At 73.5% G+C, this 20,416-nt stretch carries 15 protein-coding genes; 7 read left to right on the top strand and 8 right to left on the bottom strand.

What is annotated here, in order from left to right; genetic code table 11:
• Nucleotides 1-4 precede the first annotated feature (4 nt).
• The 4 genes from ABT008_RS24125 (at nucleotide 5) to ABT008_RS24110 (ending at nucleotide 6,535) form a co-directional block, all read left to right on the top strand.
• Nucleotides 5-829, top strand: coding sequence for an MBL fold metallo-hydrolase (locus ABT008_RS24125; RefSeq protein ID WP_350698662.1), 825 nt, complete (start codon nucleotides 5-7; stop codon nucleotides 827-829).
• Nucleotides 826-4,443 carry an adenylate/guanylate cyclase domain-containing protein gene (locus ABT008_RS24120; protein WP_350698661.1) on the top strand — a complete coding sequence of 1,206 codons (3,618 nt, stop codon included), beginning with the start codon at nucleotides 826-828 and terminating at the stop codon, nucleotides 4,441-4,443. The genes ABT008_RS24125 and ABT008_RS24120 overlap by 4 nt, the downstream gene beginning before the upstream one ends.
• A 144-nt stretch (nucleotides 4,444-4,587) precedes the next feature.
• Nucleotides 4,588-5,031, top strand: a complete 444-nt coding sequence (locus tag ABT008_RS24115; protein WP_350698659.1) for a hypothetical protein — start codon at nucleotides 4,588-4,590, stop codon at nucleotides 5,029-5,031.
• A 31-nt stretch (nucleotides 5,032-5,062) separates the two neighbouring features.
• Nucleotides 5,063-6,535 (top strand): serine/threonine-protein kinase, encoded by a 1,473-nt coding sequence (locus ABT008_RS24110; protein ID WP_350698657.1) that lies wholly within the window; start codon nucleotides 5,063-5,065, stop codon nucleotides 6,533-6,535.
• A 6-nt stretch (nucleotides 6,536-6,541) separates the two neighbouring features.
• Here the strand turns inward: ABT008_RS24110 and ABT008_RS24105 are convergent, their stop codons facing one another.
• Entirely contained in the window at nucleotides 6,542-6,871 is a 330-nt protein-coding gene (locus tag ABT008_RS24105; RefSeq protein ID WP_350698656.1) for a hypothetical protein, read from the bottom strand.
• A gap of 223 nt (nucleotides 6,872-7,094) precedes the next feature.
• Between ABT008_RS24105 and ABT008_RS24100 the strand changes: the two genes are divergently transcribed.
• The 3 genes from ABT008_RS24100 (at nucleotide 7,095) to ABT008_RS24090 (ending at nucleotide 11,102) form a co-directional block, all read left to right on the top strand.
• Entirely contained in the window at nucleotides 7,095-8,897 is a 1,803-nt protein-coding gene (locus tag ABT008_RS24100) for an alpha/beta hydrolase (protein WP_350698654.1), read from the top strand.
• 136 nt (nucleotides 8,898-9,033) lie between these two features.
• Nucleotides 9,034-9,975 carry a transporter substrate-binding domain-containing protein gene (locus tag ABT008_RS24095; RefSeq protein ID WP_350698653.1) on the top strand — a complete coding sequence of 314 codons (942 nt, stop codon included), beginning with the start codon at nucleotides 9,034-9,036 and terminating at the stop codon, nucleotides 9,973-9,975.
• Complete coding sequence (locus ABT008_RS24090; RefSeq protein WP_350698651.1) at nucleotides 9,972-11,102, top strand: hypothetical protein; 1,131 nt, start codon at nucleotides 9,972-9,974, stop codon at nucleotides 11,100-11,102. Before ABT008_RS24095 ends, ABT008_RS24090 begins: the two co-directional genes overlap by 4 nt.
• Before the next feature lie 23 nt (nucleotides 11,103-11,125).
• On the opposite strand, the gene ABT008_RS24085 is transcribed toward ABT008_RS24090, so the two are convergent.
• The 7 genes from ABT008_RS24085 to ABT008_RS24055 are packed head-to-tail and all read right to left on the bottom strand — an operon-like array spanning nucleotide 11,126 to nucleotide 20,334.
• Nucleotides 11,126-12,304, bottom strand: a complete 1,179-nt coding sequence (locus tag ABT008_RS24085; RefSeq protein ID WP_350698649.1) for an acyl-CoA dehydrogenase family protein — start codon at nucleotides 12,302-12,304, stop codon at nucleotides 11,126-11,128.
• Nucleotides 12,301-14,277, bottom strand: a complete 1,977-nt coding sequence (locus ABT008_RS24080; protein WP_350698647.1) for an ATP-binding protein — start codon at nucleotides 14,275-14,277, stop codon at nucleotides 12,301-12,303. Before ABT008_RS24080 ends, ABT008_RS24085 begins: the two co-directional genes overlap by 4 nt.
• Before the next feature lie 31 nt (nucleotides 14,278-14,308).
• Complete coding sequence (locus tag ABT008_RS24075; protein WP_350698645.1) at nucleotides 14,309-15,910, bottom strand: acyl-CoA carboxylase subunit beta; 1,602 nt, start codon at nucleotides 15,908-15,910, stop codon at nucleotides 14,309-14,311.
• Entirely contained in the window at nucleotides 15,907-17,109 is a 1,203-nt protein-coding gene (locus ABT008_RS24070; protein ID WP_350698643.1) for an acyl-CoA dehydrogenase family protein, read from the bottom strand. The genes ABT008_RS24075 and ABT008_RS24070 overlap by 4 nt, the downstream gene beginning before the upstream one ends.
• On the bottom strand, nucleotides 17,106-18,875 hold the full coding sequence (locus ABT008_RS24065; RefSeq protein ID WP_350698641.1) for an acyclic terpene utilization AtuA family protein: 1,770 nt from the start codon (nucleotides 18,873-18,875) through the stop codon (nucleotides 17,106-17,108). Before ABT008_RS24065 ends, ABT008_RS24070 begins: the two co-directional genes overlap by 4 nt.
• A complete protein-coding gene (locus ABT008_RS24060) occupies nucleotides 18,872-19,681 on the bottom strand; it encodes a TIGR03084 family metal-binding protein (protein ID WP_350698639.1) in 810 nt (269 codons plus the stop codon). The genes ABT008_RS24065 and ABT008_RS24060 overlap by 4 nt, the downstream gene beginning before the upstream one ends.
• A 17-nt stretch (nucleotides 19,682-19,698) precedes the next feature.
• Entirely contained in the window at nucleotides 19,699-20,334 is a 636-nt protein-coding gene (locus tag ABT008_RS24055; RefSeq protein WP_350698637.1) for a TetR/AcrR family transcriptional regulator, read from the bottom strand.
• Between the last annotated feature and the right edge of the window lie 82 nt (nucleotides 20,335-20,416).

Below are 20,416 nucleotides of genomic sequence, written 5' to 3'. Positions count from 1 at the left end.
AGCCATGGGAGGGCATGTGACGGGGGCGGTGACCGCCCTCGCCAGCGAGCTGCCGGAATGGGTGACGCTGCTGCGGGCACCCAACCCGGGGCCGATGACGCTGGACGGCACCAACACCTGGCTGCTGCGCGCACCGGGCGCGGAGTTCGGGGTGGTGGTCGATCCGGGACCGGCCGACGAGGCACACCTGGCCGCGATCGCGGAGTGGGGACCGGTCGGCCTGGTGCTGATCACCCACGGGCATCCGGACCACACCGAGGGCTCGCCGCGCCTGCGTGACCTGCTCGGCGGGGCACCGGTACGCGCCGCCGACCCGGCGCACAGCATCGGCGGACCGGCGCTCGACGCCGCCGGTGACGTGGACGGGCACGGGCTGGACATCCGGCTCGTACCCACCCCCGGGCACACCGCCGACTCGGTCTGTTTCCTGGTCGAGCACGGCGGGCGGCAGGTGGTGCTGACCGGCGACACCATCCTGGGACGGGGCACCACCGTGGTCGCCCACCCGGACGGCCACCTCGGTGACTACCTGGCCAGCCTGGAACTGCTCGCGACGTACCGGGGGATTCCGGCGTTGCCGGGCCACGGGCCGGCACTGGCCGACTGCGGTGCCGCCGCCGACTTCTACCTGGCCCACCGGCGGGCCCGGCTGGACCAGGTCCGGGCGGCGCGCGACGGCGGGGCACGGACCCCGGCCGAGGTGGTCGCCGTGGTGTACGCCGACGTGGACCGGTCGCTGTGGTGGGCGGCGGAGTGGTCCGTGCGCGCCCAACTCGAATACCTGGGCCGGGAATCCGAAGGTGACGCCGCGAGGTTGGACCGACCGTGACCTGCCCGGTGTGCGGAACCGTCGCGGTGCCCGGCGCCCGGTTCTGCCACAACTGCGGCGCCGCGCTGCCGGCCGCCGCCACCCTGCCCGCCGCCGAGCGTCGGGTGGTCACCGTGCTCTTCGGCGACCTCTCCGACTTCACCTCCTGGTCCGAGGACCTCGACCCGGAACGCGTCGGCGCGGTCACCGACCGGGTGCTGGCCGCCCTCGCCGGTGCGGTGAAGACCTTCGGCGGGCACGTCGACAAGCTCACCGGTGACGGGATCATGGCGGTCTTCGGCGCTCCGGTCGCGCACGAGGACGACGCCGAACGCGCCGTCCGGGCCGCCCTGTCCATGCAGCGGGCGGTCCGCCGGGTGCTCGACGACGAGCGCGGCGGCGGCGCGCCGCTGGGGCTGCGGGTCGGCCTGAACACCGGTGACGTGATCGCCGGCATCCAGGCCGCCATCGAGTACACCGTCATCGGCGACACCGTGAACACCGCCGCGCGACTGGCCGACGCCGCCGCCGTCGGCGCGGTCTACGCCGGGGCGCGGACTGCGGCGGCCACCCGGCACGTCGCCAGTTGGCGGGCGCTGCGACCGTTGCGGCTCAAGGGCAAGCGCGAGCCGGTCGAGGCGTACGAGCTGCTCGGTCTGCTGGACGCGCCGGGCACCCGCTCCGGCCTCGGCGACGAGGCGCCCTTCGTGGGCCGGGAGACCGAGATCGGCCGGGTCGCCGGCCGGCTGGCCGAGGTGATCGACCGGGGCGAGCCCCGGGTGCTGCTGATGACCGCCGAGGCGGGCATCGGCAAGTCCCGGTTCGCCGCCGAGGTGGAGCGCCTGGCCGCCGGCTACGACGTGGGCGCCGGACGGTACGCGGCGCACACCGGCGCCCGGGTCCTCTCGGTACGCTGCGCCGCGTTCGGCGAGCGCCGTCGGCTGGCACCCCTGGCCGATCTGGTACGCGCCGCCACCGGCCTGCCCAACGACACGGCCACCGCGGTCACCCGGGCGGCCGTCGAGGAGCGGCTGCGCCGACTCGGGCAGCGCCTCAGCCGCTCCCGCACCGCGCCCGCCCCGGTCGCCGTCGACCAGTTGCTGGCCCTGCTCGGGTACGCCGAACTGCCCGCCGCCGCCCACACCGACCAGAGCGAGTGGACCGGCACCCAACCGCCACCCGACGCCGAGGCGGTGCCCAACGCGGTGGCCGACCTGCTCAGCGCGCTGGCCGAGGAGGCGCCGCTGATGGTGGTGGTGGACGACCTGCACGACGCCACCGCGGAGACCATCGGCGCGCTGGAGGTCACCCTGTCCCGGCTCGACGGGCCGGTCCTGGTGCTGCTGCTCGGGCGGCCCGAGCTGGTGCGTACCGCAGGCACGCTGGCCCGGGTCGCGGACGCCGAGGTGCAGCCGTTGCCGCCGCTGCGCGGCGCCGACGCGTCCCGCCTGCTCACCAGCTACCTCGGTGGCGGGCGACTGACGCAGGCCGACGCCGACCGGCTGCTCGCCACCGCCCAGGGCAACCCGTTCTATCTGGCCGAGCTGGTCACCCTGCTGATGGAGCGCGGCGCGCTGACCGCCGGGGCGCGCGACGACTGGCGGCTGGCACCCGGCTCGCTCGGCAGCCGACTGCTCTCCCGGGACCTCGCGGCCGTGCTCGCGGCCCGGATCGACGCGCTGCCCGCCGAGGCCCGTTCGGTGCTGCGGGACGCCGCGGTGGTCGGGGACACGGTGCCCGACGGTGCGTTGCAGGCGCTGCGCGAGCAGCGGGCCGGACGCGATGGCCGACCGGCCGCAGTGGCCGCGCTGGAACTGGACCGGGCCGTGGAGGAGCTGCTGCAACGCCGCATGCTGCACCGCACCCGCACCGGGTACGCCTTCGCCACCCCGCTGATGCGGGAGGCCGCGTACGCCGGGATCAGCAAGGCGGAGCTGGCCGAGCGGCACGCCGCGCTGGCCCGGTGGGCGAGCCCGGCGGCCAGCGTCAGCAGCGGTCTGGGCGGCCCCGACCTGGCCGCGACCGGCACCACGGCCGGTCCGAGCGGCTTCACCGAGGCGGTCCGGGACGACTTCGTGGCGCAGCACGTCGAGCGGGCCACCGCGTTGGCCGACGCGGTCACGTTGCGTCCGGACGCGCCGGCCCGGGCGGTCGCCCCGCTGGGCGTCGCCGCGCTCGGCCGGGCCACCCGACGCGCCCTGCACGAGGGCGAGCCGGCCCTCGCCGTCGAGTACGCCGAACGCGCCGCCGAACTGGCTCGCGTCGACGGCGTACCGGCTTCCGACCGGGTGGTGCACGCGCGGGCGCTGCTCCAGGTCGGCCGGGTGGCCGACGCGCTGGCGTCGGCCGAGAAGATCGCCGCCAACGCCGGGGACCAGGCGACCACCCGGGTCAGCGCGCTGCTGCTCGCCGGGCAGGCCCAGCAGGCGATGGGTGACCTGCGGCGGGCCGAGACCTGCTGGCGGGAGGCGTTGCAGGTGGCCTCCGACGCGGACCTGCCGAGCCTGCGGGCGTCGGCGATGCGTCGGCTGGGCATGGCCGACTTCCTGGCCGGCCGACTTGGCGAGGCGAGCAGCCGGTTGGCCGCCGCGTACCAGGTCAGCCTGGCGGTGCAGGACCGTCGAGGTCAGGCGTGGTCGTTGCAGAACCTGGCCTGGGTGACCACCACCCGGGGCGACTTCGCGGGTACGGACGCGGTGCTCGGCCGGGCCGCCCGACTCTTCGCCGAGCTCAAGGACCCGTATGGGCGGGCGTGGCTGCGGGGCACCACCGCCTTCGCCCGGCTGCTCGCCGGTCGGCTGAGCGAGGCGCGTCGGCTGGCCCGGATCTTCCTGCCGTTCGGCGAACGGGTCGGCGAGGCGTGGGCGGTGGGCACGCTGCGGGCGGTCGACGCGTACGCCAACGCGGAGCTGGGCGAGCTGCTGGACGCGGACCGGGAGGCCCGGCGGGCGTACCGCGAGTTCGCCGCCGCCTCCGACGAGTGGGGGCAGGGTTTCGCGCTCGTCGTCCGGGGTGTGGTGGCGCGTGGCCTGGGCGAGCCGGAACACGCCGCCGACCTGCTCACCGACGCGCTGGAGTACGCCGGCCGGACGGCTCATCCGCTGCTCACCGGCATGGCCGGCACGCTGCGCGGCTTCGTGGCGCTGGACATGGGCGACGTGGACGGCGCCGAACGGTACGCGCGGACGGTGCTGACCAGTGTGGAGCCGCACAACCCACAGGCGCCCGCACAGGTGGGGCCCCGGGTGCTGCTGGCGACGGCCCGGCTGGCGGCCGGCGACTCCGGCACCGCGGTCGGACTGCTCGCCCCGGTGGCCACCGCCGCCGCCACCTCGCCGTCGCTGCTGTTCTCCCGTCGGCAGTCGATGGCGCGTTACGCCGCGGCGCTGCTCGCACACGGGCAGTGCGAGCAGGCGTTGGACTGGGCCCGCCGGGCGGCGGACACACCGGCCGAGGACGTCCGCAGCCAGGTGGTCGCCGCCCGGGTGCGCGCCGAGGCGCTGGCCGCCTGCGGCCGTCCGGCGGAGGCGTTGACCAGCGCCGAGGAGGCGGTCCGCCTGTCGTACGCCACCGAGCAGCGCAGCGAGCGCGCCGACGCCGAGGCGCTGTACACCCGGTTGCGAGACGCGCGCTGAGCCGAGCCAACGGCCTGTCGACATGGTGCGGTCCGGCCGGTTCTGTCGGTTCCGGTGATGTCGTCTGTCGGGACCGACCGCTACCGTGCACGGTGCACGCGGCGGTCAACATGGGCGGTCGTGCCGTCAAGGGGGAGGGCTCAGATGAGGCTGCCGCGCTCGGTCGCCGGCTGGACGATCGCGGTATTCGGCGTGTTGGCGCTGGTGATGGGCGCGGTCGGGCTGCTCTGGCCGGAGGCGATGCTCGGGATGCTCGGCTTCGAGATCCCGGCCACCCGGGCGCCCGGCGACTACACGGGCGTGTTCGTGACCGCCTCGTCGATGGCCTCGTTCAACATGGGGGTCTACTACCTGCTCGCCACCGCCACCGAGTGGCGGGCGTTCTACCGCTTCACCGTGGTGTTCCGGTTGGTCACGTTCACCGTGTTCACCCTCGCGGTGCTGGCCGACGTGGCGCCTGGCCGGTTCTTCGGCGTGGCGGCATGGGAGGGCGTGGGCGCTCTGGCCACCGCCGCCGGCCTCTGGTGGGACTCCCGGCGCAGTGCGGAAACCTCGCCGGAGCGGTCGCCCGCCGATGCGGTTCACTGAGCCGCCGGTCCAGTTGGGTATTTTCGGAACCGTGACCGACACCCCGCCCGGCGCCCTGCCGACGCCCATCGTGCCTGGTCTGACTGATTTGCAGGTCTTTGCCCGGGGAGGCTACGCGACCGTCTACCGGGCCACCCAGATCTCGGTGGACCGCGAGGTCGCGGTCAAGGTCGAGAACCGCACCCTGGCCAGCGACCGGGACCAGGCCCGCTTCCTGCGCGAGGCACGGGCGGCCGGTCGGATGTCGTCGCACCCGCACGTGGTCGACCTGTTCGACGTGGGGGTCACCATCGACCAGCACCCCTACCTGATCATGGAGCTCTGCGACGGTTCGTACGCCGAACGGATGCGTACCTCGCCGCTGGGCGCCGCCGAGGCGCGGGACCTCGGCATCAAGATCGCTGACGCGCTCGCCCACTCGCACGCGGCCGGGGTGCTGCACCGCGACGTCAAGCCGGCCAACATCCTCTATTCGCACTTCAACACCGCGGTGCTGGCCGACTTCGGGCTGGCCGTGGTCGCCGAGATGCGCGATGCCACGGTCGCCCTGGAGGTGCTCACCCCGGCGTACGCCCCGCCGGAGATGTTCAGCCACAGCCCGCCCTCACCGGCGGTGGACGTCTACGCGCTCTGCGCCACGCTCTACGCGGTGATGCACGGCCGGCCGCCACGCTGGCAGACCGAACGCAACCCGAGCCTGGTCACCGTGCTGGAGATGTTCCATCAGCCGATCCCCGGCATCCCCGGCATCCCGGAGGAGCTGGTCGACGTGCTCCGCGCCGGAATGGCCAACGATCCGGCGGAGCGGCCCTCCGTCGTGCAGTTGCACGACATGCTGGTCGGCCTGCAACTGGAGGGTTCCGGCCCGCCGAGCCCGCCGATCGGCCTGCTCGGCGGCGGACACCACGGCGGCTTCCGGGGCCCGGGTACGCCACCCGACGCCGGGGCCACCGGCACCTCCACCGAGCGCGGCCGGGGGCGGCGCTGGTTCCTGGGCGCCACCGGCGTGATCGCGCTGGCCGCCTCGGCGGGTGTGGGCGCCTGGGCCGCCGGAGGACTTTCGTCGGGTCAGCCCACCGGTCCGACCCGGCCGATCACGACCGGCGTGCACCGTCCGGGCTGCGCCACCCTGCCCGAGGCGCTGCCAGAGGGCGCCCGGTGCGCGGAGGAGTTGGAGTGTTTCGGCCCGGTGCAGGTACGCGCCCAGCGTGCCGAGGCCAGCCAGGTGCCCTGCGATACCCGGCACACCTGGGAGAGCTACGCCGAGGGGGAGCTGCCCCGCACGCTGCTCGACGCCGACCACGACGAGATCGTGGCGGATCCGGCCGTTCGCAAGATCTGCAACACGGAGACGTTCCGCCTGGTCAGCGGCATCGACAAGCCCACCGGGTGGAATCTGGAGGTGCTGCCGCCGGCCGACGCGCAGACCGACACCACCTACCGCTGCCTGGCCGGGCGAGGTCTGGACGGGCTGGCGTCCCCCACTCTCACGGGCGGCGGCTGAGCGAGGTCAGTGGCTCGCGTCGCGGCGGTAGCGGTCGCGCATCGCCCGGACGGCCTCCCGGTCGCCCAACGTCTCCAGGGTGTCCGCGTCGATGCCGGGTGCCTGGGCCATCGGATGGACCGGTGGGGTCGGCGGCGGCGGGTCGGCCGGACGGGCCTGCCGGGCGGCGGTAACCGCCACCCCGGTGACGATGGCGAGCAGGACGCAGCCCAGGGCCATCGCGACCCCCAGCAGATCCTGCCGTGGCTCGACGGCCAGTGCCACCAGCAGCCACAGTGATCCGAGTGCGGCGACCACTGCCACGGTGCGCGCGTCAGGTCCGGGGATGCGTCTCACGCGTCCAGAATGTCGGAGATTGCCGATCTGTCAACAGCAGCCGGTCGAGCACCTGCGTAACACCTGATAACTCCAGCTTACGGGATGCGGGAACCATGACCTTGACGCCTGCATTGTCGGACATGTTGCTGTTCGCCGGACCGCATTCATCGTTCGACGTCTCTAGAGTGGCGGGGGTCGAGTCCGACTCGACGTGTCCCGTATCCCACCGGAAGGCGTCCACATGCCACGACCAATCCGGAACCTCGCCGCCGCAGGGCTCGTCGGCGCGCTCCTCGCCGGAGCGGCGGTCGTACCCGCCAACGCCGCGCCCACCACGATCGGCGGGGGCATCGCCACGGTCTCCCACCGCACCAGTCCGCTGGAGCGGCTGCGGGTCGACCGCGTGCCCACGCCCAAGCTGGACTGGTACAAGTGCTACGACTACGCCGAGTGCGCCACCGTCGACCTGCCGCTGGACTACGACCAGCCGAAGGGCGAGACGACCGAGATCGCGGTGCTGCGGGTCAAGGCACGGGACCAGAAGCGCAAGATCGGCAGCCTCTTCGTGAACCCGGGCGGCCCGGGCGGTTCGAGCACCAGCTTCGCCCTCGCCGCGCCGTACGTCTTCGGTGACGAGGTGCTCGACCGGTTCGACATCGTCGGCGTCGACCCGCGTGGGGTGGGCGCCGGCGAGCAGCTCCGGTGCTTCCGGTCGGTCAAGGACCAGACCCGGGCGTACGAGGGGGCGAACGTCGCCTTCCCGTACACCAAGGCCGAGGAGAAGGCGTACGTCGCCGCCGCCATCCGGATCGGCAAGGGCTGTTCGACCACCGGCAAGCCGCTCAGCGGCGCGATGTCGACCGCCGAGGTCGCCCGCGACATGGACGTGCTGCGACGGGCGGTCGGCGACAAGTTGCTGTCCTACGTGGGCTTCAGCTACGGCAGCGTGCTCGGGCAGTACTACGCGAACATGTTCCCCGACCGGGTGCGCGCCGTGGCGATCGACGGTGTGCTGGACCCGACCGCGTGGCTGGGTGCCGGCGCCGCCGGCAACCTGGGCCAGGAGGACCGGATGCGCAGTGCGCAGGGCGCGTACCTGGCGCTCCGCGAGATCCTCAAGCGTTGCAAGACCGCCGGTGTGGACGCGTGCCCGTTGGCCTCCGGTGAACCGGCCGCCCTGTTCGAGCTGGTGGCGAAGCGGCTCAAGGCCAAGCCACTGGTGCTGGAGGACCCGGACCTGGGCGAGTACACCTTCACCTACGCCGACTTCGTCGCCATCATCGCGGGCTCCCTGTACGGCCCGTACGGCTACATGGACGTCGCCTACCTCACCGAGGAGCTGCTGGTCCTGACCGACCCGTCGGCGGCCGGCGCGGCCCGTAGGCAGGCACGCACCTCGCTGCTCCAGCGGGCCGAGAGGGCGCGGGAGGAAGTCCGCGCCTACGACTTCCCGTACGAGAACGGGCTGGAGACCTTCCTCGGGGTGGACTGCACCGACGCGAACCACCCGAAGGACGCCGCCTCCTGGGCGGCCCGGGCCGCGAAGGCCGACAAGCGCGATCCGTACTTCGGCCGGTACTGGACCTGGATCACCGCGCCCTGTGCCCGAAACACCTGGACGGTGCGGGACGAGGACCGCTTCACCGGCCCGTTCAACCGGCGGACCGTCAACCCGGTCCTGGTCGTCGGCAACTACTGGGATCCGGCGACCAACTACCACGGTGCCGTCGCCTCCGCCAAGCTGTTGCCCAACAGCCGACTGCTGTCCAGCGACAACTGGGGCCACACCGCGTACGGCACGTCGGCCTGCGCGACCGGCGCCATCGACGCGTACCTGCTGCGGCAGGCGCTGCCAAAGAGGGGCACCGTCTGCCACGGCGACATCCAGCCGTTCGAGGAGCTGCCGGAGTCGGCGGCAGCCGTCCGGGTCGACACCTCCAAGGAGGACCTGGCGGCCAAGGGTGCGCCGCGCCGCGGTGCGCCCAAGCAACTCCCGCCGGTGGTCGTGCCGATGCCGGGGATCGGCGCGCTGACGGTGCGCTGAGGTCGCGACACACCCTCCGGGGTGCGGCGGGCAGTCGGATGCCCGCCGCACCCCGGTGCGTTTCACCGCGGTGTCGACTGGCAGGCGCTCGCTACTTTCGGTGTCATGACAACTTCGGAAGGTAGCGAGGTGATCCATGGTCAGTCGGTTCTCCACCACCCGGTTCCGCTCGGTGGCCACCACCCTCGCGGTCGCCCTGACGCTGTACCTGGGCGCGGCGGCCGGCTGTGACAGCCAGCAGGAGCCGGAACTTCCCTCGGTGCAGGAAAAGCTCCGCGAGTCCCACATCTGGGAACAGAACGTGCTGCGGATCGGAGTGGCGACCAACGAGCCGCTGATGGGCGACGTACGCGACGGTGGGCACGTCGGCTTCGACGTCGAGATCGCCCGCTACGTCGCCGCCTCGCTCGGCTTCGAGGGCGACCAGCGGATCGAGTTCGTGTCGGTCTCCACCGAGGACCGCATCCCCGCCCTCCAGGGCGGCATGGTCGACCTGGTGGTGTCCAGCTTCTCCATCACCGAGGAGCGCAAGAAGGAGGTCAGCTTCGCTGGGCCGTACCTGGTGACCACGCAGGAGGTGCTGGTCCCGAGCCGGCACCGGGACACCATCCGGACCATCGAGGACCTGCGGAACCCGAAGTTCCAGATCTGCACCAGCGGTGGCTCCACCACTGAGGCGGAGCTGGAACAGCACCAGGTGCGCGCGGTGGTGGTGAAGGACGTCGGCGACTGCGTCGAGGGCATCCTGGACGGCCGGTACGACGCGGTCAGCTCGGACGAGACGATCCTCGCCGGCTTCGTGGCCCGGTATCCGACCGAGTTCGAGATCGTGGACATGCCCTTCGGCACCAGCGAACTGCTCGGCATCGGCGTGCCCATCGGCGACCCCGCGCTGCGTGACCTGGTGGCGTACTTCCTCGACAAGAGCTACCGGCAGGGACGCAACGGGGAGATCAGCCCGTGGCAGGTCGCGTACAACCGGACGCTGGGTCCGTGGCTGCGGACGGAGAAGCGGCAACCACAACCGCTCGACGTGCCCCGACTGGTCGACTTCGACGACAAGGTGCCGGGGCGATGAGCACACCGGCGGCGACCACCGGCAACGCCCCGGACGCCGACCGGCCGGTGCCGTACCAGGTGATGCCCTCCGTCCCGGACCGGCCGCCGGTGGACGGCTCCGCCGAGCCGGACGACCCGGCCGAGCCGGACGGTCCCGCCGAGTCGAGTGGGCGCATGGACGTCGACGCGGACCGGACCGAGCGCCGGGCCCGGGCCAGCCAGTCGTTCTGGACAGCGGTGGTCGGCGTACCGGCGGTCTTCTCGGTGCTCCGCCTCGGCGTCGAGGCCGGCGGCGAGTTGCAGACCACGCTGCTGCTGGTGGCGAACGTGGGACCGGTCAACATGCTGGCCGGCTTCCTCACCACGGCGGCCCGCCTGCTCTGCACCGCGCTGGTCGCGGTGTTCGCGCTCGGCGGGGTGCTCGCGGCCAGCCGGGAAGCCACCGCCCGCCGCTCGCTCTTCGCCCGCTGGATGGACGTCACACCGAGCTGGTTCATCGCGGCGAGCTTCCTGATGGCCCTGGTCACCTGGCCGCTGCTGTACCTCCCGCTGCTGTTGCCGACCCTGGCGGCGGCGTTCGGGCTCACGCCGGTCCGGCTGCACGAGCGTCCGGTGGTCCGCGTCCTCATGATCACGGCGGGGTACACGGGCTACCTGTGGCTGCTCGTCCCCACCTTGCGCGACGCGTGGGAACAGGCCGAACCGCTGCCGATCGTGCTGCTGGTGGTGCCGCCGCTGCTGGCGCTCTTCGTCGCCGGGCCGCTGCCCCGGGTGGTGCTGCGGGCCTTCGCCCCACTGAGTCAGGCCGCCGTGCTGGTGGTGCTGGTCTGGGCGGCGCTGCCCGTGATCAGCACACCGGTGCTGCCGCTCACCGTGACCACCGTCGGGGCCACCGACCAGGCCACCGAGGAGATCCGGGGGCACGTGGTGACCACCGACGACGTGCACACGGTGATCCTCCAGGAGCGGGGCGGCGTCCGGTACGTGCCCGTCGACTTCGTACGCGAACAGGTGCTCTGCCCCTCCGAGGAGGAGCTGCCCCGCTACCGGCTGTGGATCCACGACTTCCATGTCGAGGACTCGCTGCTGGAGGGGCTGGGCCGGCGGGTACGCCCGGTGCACCGGGTGGACGCCGCCTGCCGGTGAGCGCCGCCCACGCGCCGCCGGCCTCAGTACGACTTGTCCTGGCCGAGCACGTGTTGGGCGACGAAGTTCAGGATCATCTCGCGACTGACCGGGGCTATGCGACCGGCCCGTACCGCCCCGAGCAGCGTGGCCACGCCGTACTCGGTGGTCATGCCGGCACCGCCGAGCGCCTGCACGGCGGTGTCGACCGCGAGCGCGGCGGCCTCGCCCGAGGCGTACTTGGCCATGTTGGCGGAGATCCCGGCCTCCAGGTCGCGGCCCGCATCGTAGAGCGCCGCCGCCTTCTGGATCATCAACCGGGCCAGCTCCACCTGGACGGCCGCGTGCGCCAGGGGATGGGACACGCCCTGGTGCGTGCCGATCGTGCGTCCACCCCAGACCTTGCGGGTGGCGGTGTACTCCGAGGCGCGCTCGATGGCGTACCGGCCGGTGCCGGCGCCCATCGCGGCGACGGTGATGCGTTCCGGGTTGAGCCCGGAGAACAACGCCGGCAGTCCGGCGTCGAGCGACTCGCCGACCAGCGCGTCGGCGGGCAGCCGGACCTCGTCCAGATAGAGCAGGAACTGGTTCTCCGGGGAGAGGATCTCCATGTCCAGCTTGGACCAGGTCAACCCGGGCGCGTCGGTCGGCACGATGAACAGGGCCGGCTTCAGGCGCTGCCCCGCGCCGTCCGTGGCGGTGTCGTCCCCGGCCCGGGCCACCACGAGGACGTGCCCGGCCTCGTCGACACCCGAGATGTAGCACTTGCGACCGGAGAGGACCCAGTCGTCGCCGTCGCGGCGGGCGACGGTGCCGAGGCGGTGGAAGTTCGACCCGGCCTCCGGCTCGGTGATCGCGAAGACGATCTTCTGGGAGCCGTCGGCCAGGCCGGGCAGGTGGCGTTTGCGCTGGTCCTCGGTGCCGTGCCGGGCGATGACGGTGGCCGCGATGGCGGGGGAGACCACCAGCAGCAGCAACGGGCAACCGGCAGCGGCCAACTCCTCGCAGACGATGGCCAGGTCGGTGATGCCGCCGCCCCCGCCGCCGTACTCGGTGGGGATGTTGACGCCGAGGTAGCCGAGCCGGCCGGCCTCGTGCCACAGCTCGGTGGTGTGCTCGCCGGCCTTGGCCTTCGCCACGAAGTAGCGGTGGCCGTACCGCCGGCCCAGCGACCGGACCGCGTCGCGGAGCTGCTCCTGCTCCGGGCTCAGGTCGACGTTCATGACGATGCCTCCTCGATGGGGGTGACCACGGCCAGCACCGCGCCCGTGTCGACCTGGCCGCCGGCCGCAACCGGCAGCTCGGTGACCACGCCGTCGGTCGGGGCGAGCACGGGGTGTTCCAACTTCATCGCTTCCAGGGTCAGCAGCAGGTCACCGGCGGCGACCCGTCGGCCGACCTCCACGTGCACCCGGGCCACCGCCCCGGGCAGCGGGGCGAGCAGCGACCCGGCGGCCAGCTCCGCGCCGGGCGCCGGGAAGCGCGGCAGCTCCGTCAGGCTCGCCGCCCCGTCCGGGCCGTCCACGAAGACCGCCGCACCGACCAGGTGCACCCGGTACGCCCGGCGCACCCCGTCGACGTCGAGCACCACCCGCTCCGGGCTCGCCTCGACCAGGGTGACCGCCGGTGCGGCTGCCTCCGATGACGTGGACCACTCGGCGAGCGCACCGTCACGGTCCAGCCGGTAGCGCACCTCGACCTCCCCGTCCGGGCCGGTGAACTGGGCGACCTGCGGGAAGGCGGGCACGTTGCGCCACCCCGAGGGCAGCCCGGCCAGCACCGGCGCGGCGGCACGCCGGGCCGCCGCCGAGGCCAGTGCGGCGGCGAGCGCGACCAGCGGTACCTCGTCGGGCGGCAGCAGCGGGGCGAAGACCTCGGGATGGCGTTCCAGGAACCCGGTGTCCACCTCCAGCGCGCCGAACTCCCGGCTGCGCAGCACCCGGACCAACAGGTCCCGGTTGGTGGTCACGCCGTGCAACTCGGCCCGCGCCAGCGCGGTGGCCAGCGTACGGGCGGCCTCGGCACGGGTGGGCGCCCAGGCGACCAGCTTGGCCAGCATCGAGTCGTAGTGCACCTGCACCGCCGAGCCGTCCCGCACCCCGGAGTCGAGCCGCAGGCCCCGGGTCGGCGCGAACTCACCGACCACCCCGGGGACCGCGAACCGGTGCAGGGTGCCGGTGGCCGGCAGGAAATCCTGGGCCGGGTCCTCGGCGCAGAGCCGCACCTCGATCGCGTGGCCCTCGACCGGCGGCGTCACCGTTAGCGGCAGCGGCTCGCCCTCGGCGACCAGCAGTTGCAGCCGGACCAGGTCCAGTCCGGTGACCGCCTCGGTCACCGGATGCTCCACCTGGAGACGGGTGTTCATCTCCAGGAAGTGGAAGTCGCCGTCCGGGGCGAGCAGGAACTCCACCGTGCCCGCGCCGACGTAGTCGACGGCCCGGCCGGCGGCCACCGCCGCCGCGTGCAGCCGTTCCCGCAGCTCCGGGGCGAGCACCGCCGGAGCCTCCTCGACGATCTTCTGATGCCGGCGCTGGATCGAACAGTCCCGCTCGCCGAGCGCCAGCACGCTGCCGTGCCGGTCGCCGACGATCTGCACCTCGACGTGGCGGCCCCGCTCGACGTACCGCTCGATGAAGACCGTGCCGTCGCCGAACGCCGACGCCGCCTCGCGGCCCGCGCTCGCCACCGCCTCGGCGAGACCGTCGGCGTCCCGGACGATGCGCATGCCGCGCCCGCCACCACCGGCGGACGCCTTCACCAGCACCGGGAAGTCGGTGACCTGGCCCGGATCGGTCCAGGTGGGCAGCATCGGCACGCCCGCCTCGGCGAGCAGCGCCTTGGCAGCCAACTTGTCACCCATCGCGGCGATCGCCTTCGCCGAAGGGCCGATCCAGGTCAGCCCGGCGTCGGTCACCGCCGCCGCGACGTCCGCGTTCTCGGCGAGGAAGCCGTAGCCCGGGTGGACGGCGTCCGCGCCGGACCGGCGGGCCGCCGCCAGGATCAGGTCGATCCGCAGGTACGTCTCGGCGGGCGTGTTCCCCGGCAGGCGTACCGCCCGGTCGGCCTCCGCGACGAAGGGCGCGTCGGCGTCCGCGTCGGAGTGCACCGCGACCGTCTCGACGCCGAGCACCCGACAGGTGGCGATGATCCGGCGGGCGATCTCGCCCCGGTTGGCGACCAGAAGCCTGGTGATCATGGCAGCAGTGCCTTTCTCGCGCTCAGGGATGTCACATCCGGAAGACGCCGAAGCCGGCGGCACCGCGTACCGGTGCGTTGTGCACGGCCGACAGGCAGAGCCCGAGGACGGTACGGGTGTCCCGGGGATCGATCACCCCGTCGTCGTAGAGCCGTCCGGAGAGGAACAGCGCGCCGGACTGGGACTCGATCTGCTGCTCGACCATCATCCGCATGGCGGCGTCGGAGTCCTCGTCGAACTCGCGGCCCCGGGCGGCGGCGGCCTGCCGGGCCACGATGGAGAGCACCCCGGCCAACTGGGCCGGACCCATCACCGCAGAGCGCGCGTTCGGCCAGGTGAACAGGAACCTCGGCTCGTACGCCCGGCCGCACATGCCGTAGTTCCCGGCCCCGTACGAGGCGCCCAGGTTGACCGTCAGGTGCGGCACCGTCGAGTTCGACACCGCGTTGATCATCAGAGCGCCGTGCTTGATGATGCCGCGCTGCTCGTACTCGGTGCCGACCATGTAGCCGGTGGTGTTCTGCAGGAAGATCAGCGGCGTGTCGGCGGCGTTGGCGAGCTGGATGAACTGCGTCGCCTTCTGTGCCTCCTCGCTGAACAGCACCCCCCGGGCGTTCGCCAGCACACCGACCGGGTACCCGTGCAGTTCGCCCCACCCGGTGACCAGAGCCGTGCCGTACGCCGGCTTGAACTCGTCGAACTCGCTGCCGTCGAGCAGTCGGGCGAGCACCTCGCGCGGATCGAACGGCACCTTGAGATCGGCGCTGGCGATGCCGAGCAATTCCTCCGGGTCGTGCCGGGGCGGGCGCGGGTGCGGGGTACGCGGACCCGGCCCCTGTTTGCGCCAGTTCAGCCGGCGGACGCACTGCCGGGCCAGCCGGATGCCGTCCCGCTCGTCGGCGGCGAGGAAGTCGGCCAGACCGCTGCGGGTCGCGTGCATCGCCGCACCACCCAGCGACTCGTCGTCGGCGTCCTCGCCGGTGGCCATCTTCACCAGCGGCGGCCCGGCCAGGTAGACCTGCGAGCGCTCCCGGATCATGATGGTGAAGTCCGACATCCCGGGCACGTACGCACCACCGGCGGTGGCGTTGCCGAAGACCACGCTGACCGTGGGGATCCTCTCGGCCGAGAGCCGGGTCAGGTCACGGAACACCCGGCCGCCCGGGATGAAGATCTCCGCCTGGGTGGGCAGGTCCGCGCCGGCCGACTCGACCAGGTTCACCATCGGCAGCCGGTTGGCCAGCGCGATCTCCCCGGCCCGCCGGGTCTTCGCCAGCGACCACGGGTTCACCGCGCCGCCGCGTACCGTCGGGTCGTTCGCCACGATCAGGCACTCGACGCCCTCGACCACCCCGATCCCGGTCACCACGCTGGCCCCGACCGGGAAGTCCGTGCCGTACGCGGCCACCGGGGACAGCTCCAGGAACGGGCTGTCCCGGTCCAGCAGCAACTCGATGCGCTCGCGCGGGAGCAGCTTGCCACGCGCGTGGTGCCGGGTCACGTACTTCTCGCCACCGCCGGCCCGCGCCTGGTCGAGCGCGGCGTCCAGCTCGGCGATCCGGTCCCGCAACGCCTCCCGGTTGGCCCGGTGGGTCGGCGAGGTGAGGTCGACCGTGCTCTGCAACGTGGTCATAGGCCGATGCCCTTCGCGACGATCTCGTTCATGATCTCGGTGGTGCCGCCGCCGATGCCGAGGATCCGGGCGTCCCGGTAGTGCCGCTCCACCTCGGCGTCCCGCAGGTAGCCGAAGCCGCCGTGCAGTTGCAGGGCCTGGTCGACCACCCAGTCACCGGCCGCCACGGCCACGTTCTTGGCCATCGCCACCTCGGTCACCACCGGCTCCCCGGCGACGACCCGGGCAGCCACCTGGTGCACGTACGCCCGGGCGGCCTCGGCGCGGGTGTGCATCTCGGCCAGCCGGTGCCGGACCACCTGCCGCCCGACCAACGGGCGACCGAACGTGGACCGGTCCCGACACCAGCGCACGGACAGCTCGACGCAGCGCTGCGCGATCGCGTACGCCTGGGTGGCCAGGGAGAGCCGCTCGGCGGCGAAGTGCTGCATGATCGCGAGAAATGCGGTGCCCTCCTCGCCGATCCGGTTCGCCACCGGGACGCGTACGTCGACGAAGGAGAGTTCGGCGGTGTCCGAGCAGTGCCAGCCGAGCTTCTCCAGCCGTCGCCCGACGGTGAACCCGGGCGTGCCCTTCTCGATCACCAGCAGGCTCAGCTCGTCGCCGCCCGGTGGGCCGGTCCGCACCGCCGTGGTCACGAAGTCCGCCCGGACACCACTGGTGATGTACGCCTTCGCGCCGTTGACCACGTAGTGCTCGCCGTCGCGGCGGGCGTGGGTGCGGATTCCGGCGACGTCGGAACCGGTCTCCGGCTCGGTGACGGCGAGCGCACCGATCGTCGTACCGGCGAGCGTCGGCCGGACGTACCGGTCGACCAGGTCGTCGTCGGTCGGCGGGCGCTGCACCGGCGGGCCGGCCGCGCCCGGGAGCGTGCCGCCGAGCCTGCCGCCGGCTGCGGCGACCATGTGCGGCAGCGCGATGCCGTGCGTGAACAGGGCCGCGACCAGCCCCGACGATCCGCCGGAGCGGATCATCTCCTCGGTGACGACGATCGAGTCGAGCAGGTCGCCGCCGCTGCCGCCGACCGACTCGGGGAAACCGACGCCGAGCAGCCCGGTCCGCGCGGCGGTGATGTGCAGCGCGCGCGGCACCTCACCGGCCTTCTCCCAGTCGGCCAGGTGCGGCAGCACCTCCCGGGTCACGAAGGCCCGGGTCAGCTCGCGCAACTGACGCCGCTCCGGCGTGTCCACGATGGTCACGCCTGCGGCCCTCCGGCCGCCGCCGGTCCGGCGGGCAGCTCCGCGTCGGCCGATGCCGGCCCGGTGGGCAGCTCCGCTGGTAGGTCGACCACCCGGGCGCGGAGCAGCTCGCCGAGCGCCTTGGCCTGTGGGTCGAACCGGGTCGATCCGGCCACCCCGGGCCCGAGCAGTCCCTCGATCACGAAGTTGACCGCGCGCAGGTTCGGCAGCTCGTACCGTCGCACGGTCAGCGGGGCCGTCTCCGGCAGCAGCTCGGCCAGCCGGGCCACGGTGAGCCAGCCGCGCAGCCACGCCCAGGTCGCGTCGGTACGCGCCCACACGCCGAGGTTCGCGTCTCCGCCCTTGTCGCCCGAGCGCGCCCCGACCAGCTCCCCGAGCGCCCCCCGCCGCACCGCCGCCGGATGCAAGGAGGGGTCCCCTGCTATCGCCTGGTGTATAGGAAGGGACCCCTCCTTACACCGCACCGGGGGTGGGGGGATGGTGCGGCGGGTGCCGTCGGGAAGTACGGCGACGTGGGTGACCTCGTCCTGCGGAACGGTGTCGGTGGTGAAGACGCCGTACGGGGTGGCGTCGCCGGGCAGCGTGGTCAGCGTGCAGCCGGGGTACGAGGCCAGCGCCAACTCCACCGCCGCCGCCGAGAAGGCCCGTCCGGCCCGCGTCCGGTCGCCGTCGCGCAGGTGTACGTGCAGCAGCGCGCTCGCCACCTCGGTGTCGGTCGCGTCCGGGTGGTCGGTGCGGGCCAACTGGAACTCCAGCCCGTCGGTGCCGACCGCCGCCTCCAGTTGTGCCCGGACCAGGGCCGCCTTCGCCTCGATGTCCAGCCCGCAGAGCACGAACGTCATCGAGTTGCGGAAACCGCCGAGGTTGTTGACGCCCACCTTGAGCGTCTCCGGCGGTGGCGTGCCCCGGACGCCGGAGACGCGTACCCGGTCCGGCCCGTCCTGGCTGAGTTCGACCGTGTCCAGCCGGGTCACCACGTCCGGCCCGAGGTACGCGGGCGCACCGACTTCGTACAGCAGTTGCGCGGTGACCGTCTCGACGGTGACCGCGCCGCCGGTGCCGGGGTGCTTGGTGAGCACCGACGAGCCGTCGCGGTGCAGCTCGGCGACGGGGAAGCCGGGCCGGTGGCCGCCGTCGGGCAGCTCGGTGAAGAAGCTGTAGTTGCCGCCGGTGACCTGCGCGCCGCACTCGATCAGGTGCCCGGCCACGGTGGCGCCGGCCAGCGCGTCCAGATCGTCGTGCGTCCAGCCGAAGTGGGCCACGGCCGGGCCGACCACCAGGGACGCGTCGGTGACCCGGCCGGTCACCACCACGTCCGCCCCGGCGTCGAGGCAGGCGGCGATTCCGAACGCCCCGAGGTACGCGTTCGCGGTGAGCGCGTCCGGGCGGGCCAGGGCGTCGCCTTCGACGTACCCGACCCGCACGGGCAGCCCGAGCCGGTCGGCGAGGGTGCGGATCGCGGCGGCCAGCCCCGCCGGGTGGAGTCCGCCGGCGTTGGTGACCAGCGCGACCCGACGGTCCACGGCAGTGCCGAGGCATCCTTCGAGCTGTCGCAGGAACGTCCTCGCGTACCCCAGGTCGGGGTCGCGCATCCGGTCCCGGCCGAGGATCAGCATGGTCAACTCGGCGAGGTAGTCGCCGGTCAGCACGTCCAGCTCGCCGCCGTCGAGCATCTCCTGCCAGGCGGAGAACCGGTCGCCGTAGAAGCCGGACGCATTGCCGACCCGCAGCACGTCGGTGCCGGCCTGCCGGCCGGACGCGCTCACGCGGTGGCTCCGGCACGGTCGCCGCCCGACGGCCGGGGAGCGGGGGCGGGGCCGGGCGGCCCGGCGAACGCCTGCGCCACGTCCAGCCACGCGTCGGCCACCGGCCCGTCGGCCACCAGGGCGGTGTCGGCGCGGTGCCGCCGTCTGGTCACCAGCAGGCAGAAGTCGCGCGCCGGGCCGGTGACCCGGTCGGTCGCGTCGGGCGGACCGAAGGCCCAGGTGTCACCGGCCGGTGCCCGCAGCTCGACCCGGACCGGCGCCGTCGGCACCGCCCGGCCGTGCGCGGCGAAGCTGTGCCCGACGGTACGGGAGCCCAGGTGTGCGATGTGCCGCAGCCGGGCGGTGGCGGGCCGGGACACGCCCAGCGCGTCGGCCACGTCTTCGCCGTGCGCCCAGGTCTCCATGATCCGTGCGGTGGCCATCGAGGCGGGCGACATGCGGGTGCCGTACCACGGCAGTCGTTGTCCGGCCGGAGCGGCGGCGAGCGACGCCGCGAGCGTGCTGCGACCGACCCGCCAGCGGCTCAGCAGCGCCTCCGGCGGGGCGAGGAACGCCTCCGCGCCCGCGTCGACCAGACGGGCCGGGTCCGGGGTGGCGGCGATCGAGGCGTGGAACGCGTCCGGGTCGGTCGCGGCCAGGTGGGACACGTGGTCGGTCCAGGCCAGGTGGGCGATCTGGTGGGCGACCGTCCAGCCCGCCGCCGGGGTGGGCCGCTCCCACTCCGCCTCGGGCAGGGGCGCGACGAGCGCGTCGAGCTGCGCGGACTCGGCGGCCAGGTCGGTGAGCAGGACGGCCAGGTCGACCACGGTGCCTCCGGTGGGGATCAGTCCCGCTCGCCTTCCGGCCGGGCGTCAACGGGGGTGAGCAGGATGGTGAACTGGCGTTTCCAGGCGTGCAGCAGGGCGGCCCGGCGGGCCGAGTCGTCACTGAGCAGGTTGGCCACGCCGAGTCCTCGGAGCAGGTCGAGGGTGGCCTGCACCGCCTCGCGTACGCCCGGCCGTCGCTCGTCCACGCCGAGCAGCTCGACGGTCAGGCGGTGCATCTCCCGCCCGACCCGGGTCTCCAGCGGCAGCAACGCGGCACGCAGTTCGGCGTCGGTGCGGGCGGCCACCCAGAGTTCGAGGGCGGCCACGAAGAGCGGCCCGGTGAAGGCGGCGGCGAGCAGGTCGACCACCCGGTCCAGCCGGCGGGGGCCGGCCGGCAGTGCGTCCGCCTCGGCCCGCAGCTCCGCCGCCCGGCGTTCGGTCAGGTGTGCCACGGCGGCGGTGACCAGGGCGGCCCGGGTCGGGTAGTGGTGCAGCTGGGCGCCTCGGGAGACTCCGGCCCGGGCCGCCACCACCGTGGTCGTGGTGCCGGACCAGCCGTGCTCGACCAGGCACTCGACGGTCGCCTCCAACAGCCGGGCCCGGGTGGCGCGGCTGCGCTGCTGTTGAGGGACGCGGGTCGATGCGGGAGGCACGGGCACAGCCTGCCGTCCGAGAAACAAACAGTCAAGACTGACTTTTTTTTGGGGCGGCCGGGCGGTGCGCCTCGCGTCACGG

The sequence above is a fragment of the Micromonospora sp. NPDC002389 genome, from assembly GCF_040296095.1.
Taxonomy (GTDB): Bacteria; Actinomycetota; Actinomycetes; order Mycobacteriales; family Micromonosporaceae; genus Micromonospora.
This window is presented reverse-complemented; position numbering and strand designations above follow the sequence as displayed.

What these genes read in the sequence shown, in the direction of transcription:
- ABT008_RS24125 (WP_350698662.1), top strand. Translation starts at nt 5, where the DNA reads ATGGGAGGGCATGTGACGGGGGCGGTGACCGCCCTCGCCAGCGAGCTG.
- ABT008_RS24115 (WP_350698659.1), top strand. Translation starts at nt 4,588, where the DNA reads ATGAGGCTGCCGCGCTCGGTCGCCGGCTGGACGATCGCGGTATTCGGC.
- ABT008_RS24100 (WP_350698654.1), top strand. Translation starts at nt 7,095, where the DNA reads ATGCCACGACCAATCCGGAACCTCGCCGCCGCAGGGCTCGTCGGCGCG.
- ABT008_RS24095 (WP_350698653.1), top strand. Translation starts at nt 9,034, where the DNA reads ATGGTCAGTCGGTTCTCCACCACCCGGTTCCGCTCGGTGGCCACCACC.
- ABT008_RS24090 (WP_350698651.1), top strand. Translation starts at nt 9,972, where the DNA reads ATGAGCACACCGGCGGCGACCACCGGCAACGCCCCGGACGCCGACCGG.
- ABT008_RS24085 (WP_350698649.1), bottom strand. Translation starts at nt 12,304, where the DNA reads ATGAACGTCGACCTGAGCCCGGAGCAGGAGCAGCTCCGCGACGCGGTC.
- ABT008_RS24080 (WP_350698647.1), bottom strand. Translation starts at nt 14,277, where the DNA reads ATGATCACCAGGCTTCTGGTCGCCAACCGGGGCGAGATCGCCCGCCGG.
- ABT008_RS24075 (WP_350698645.1), bottom strand. Translation starts at nt 15,910, where the DNA reads ATGACCACGTTGCAGAGCACGGTCGACCTCACCTCGCCGACCCACCGG.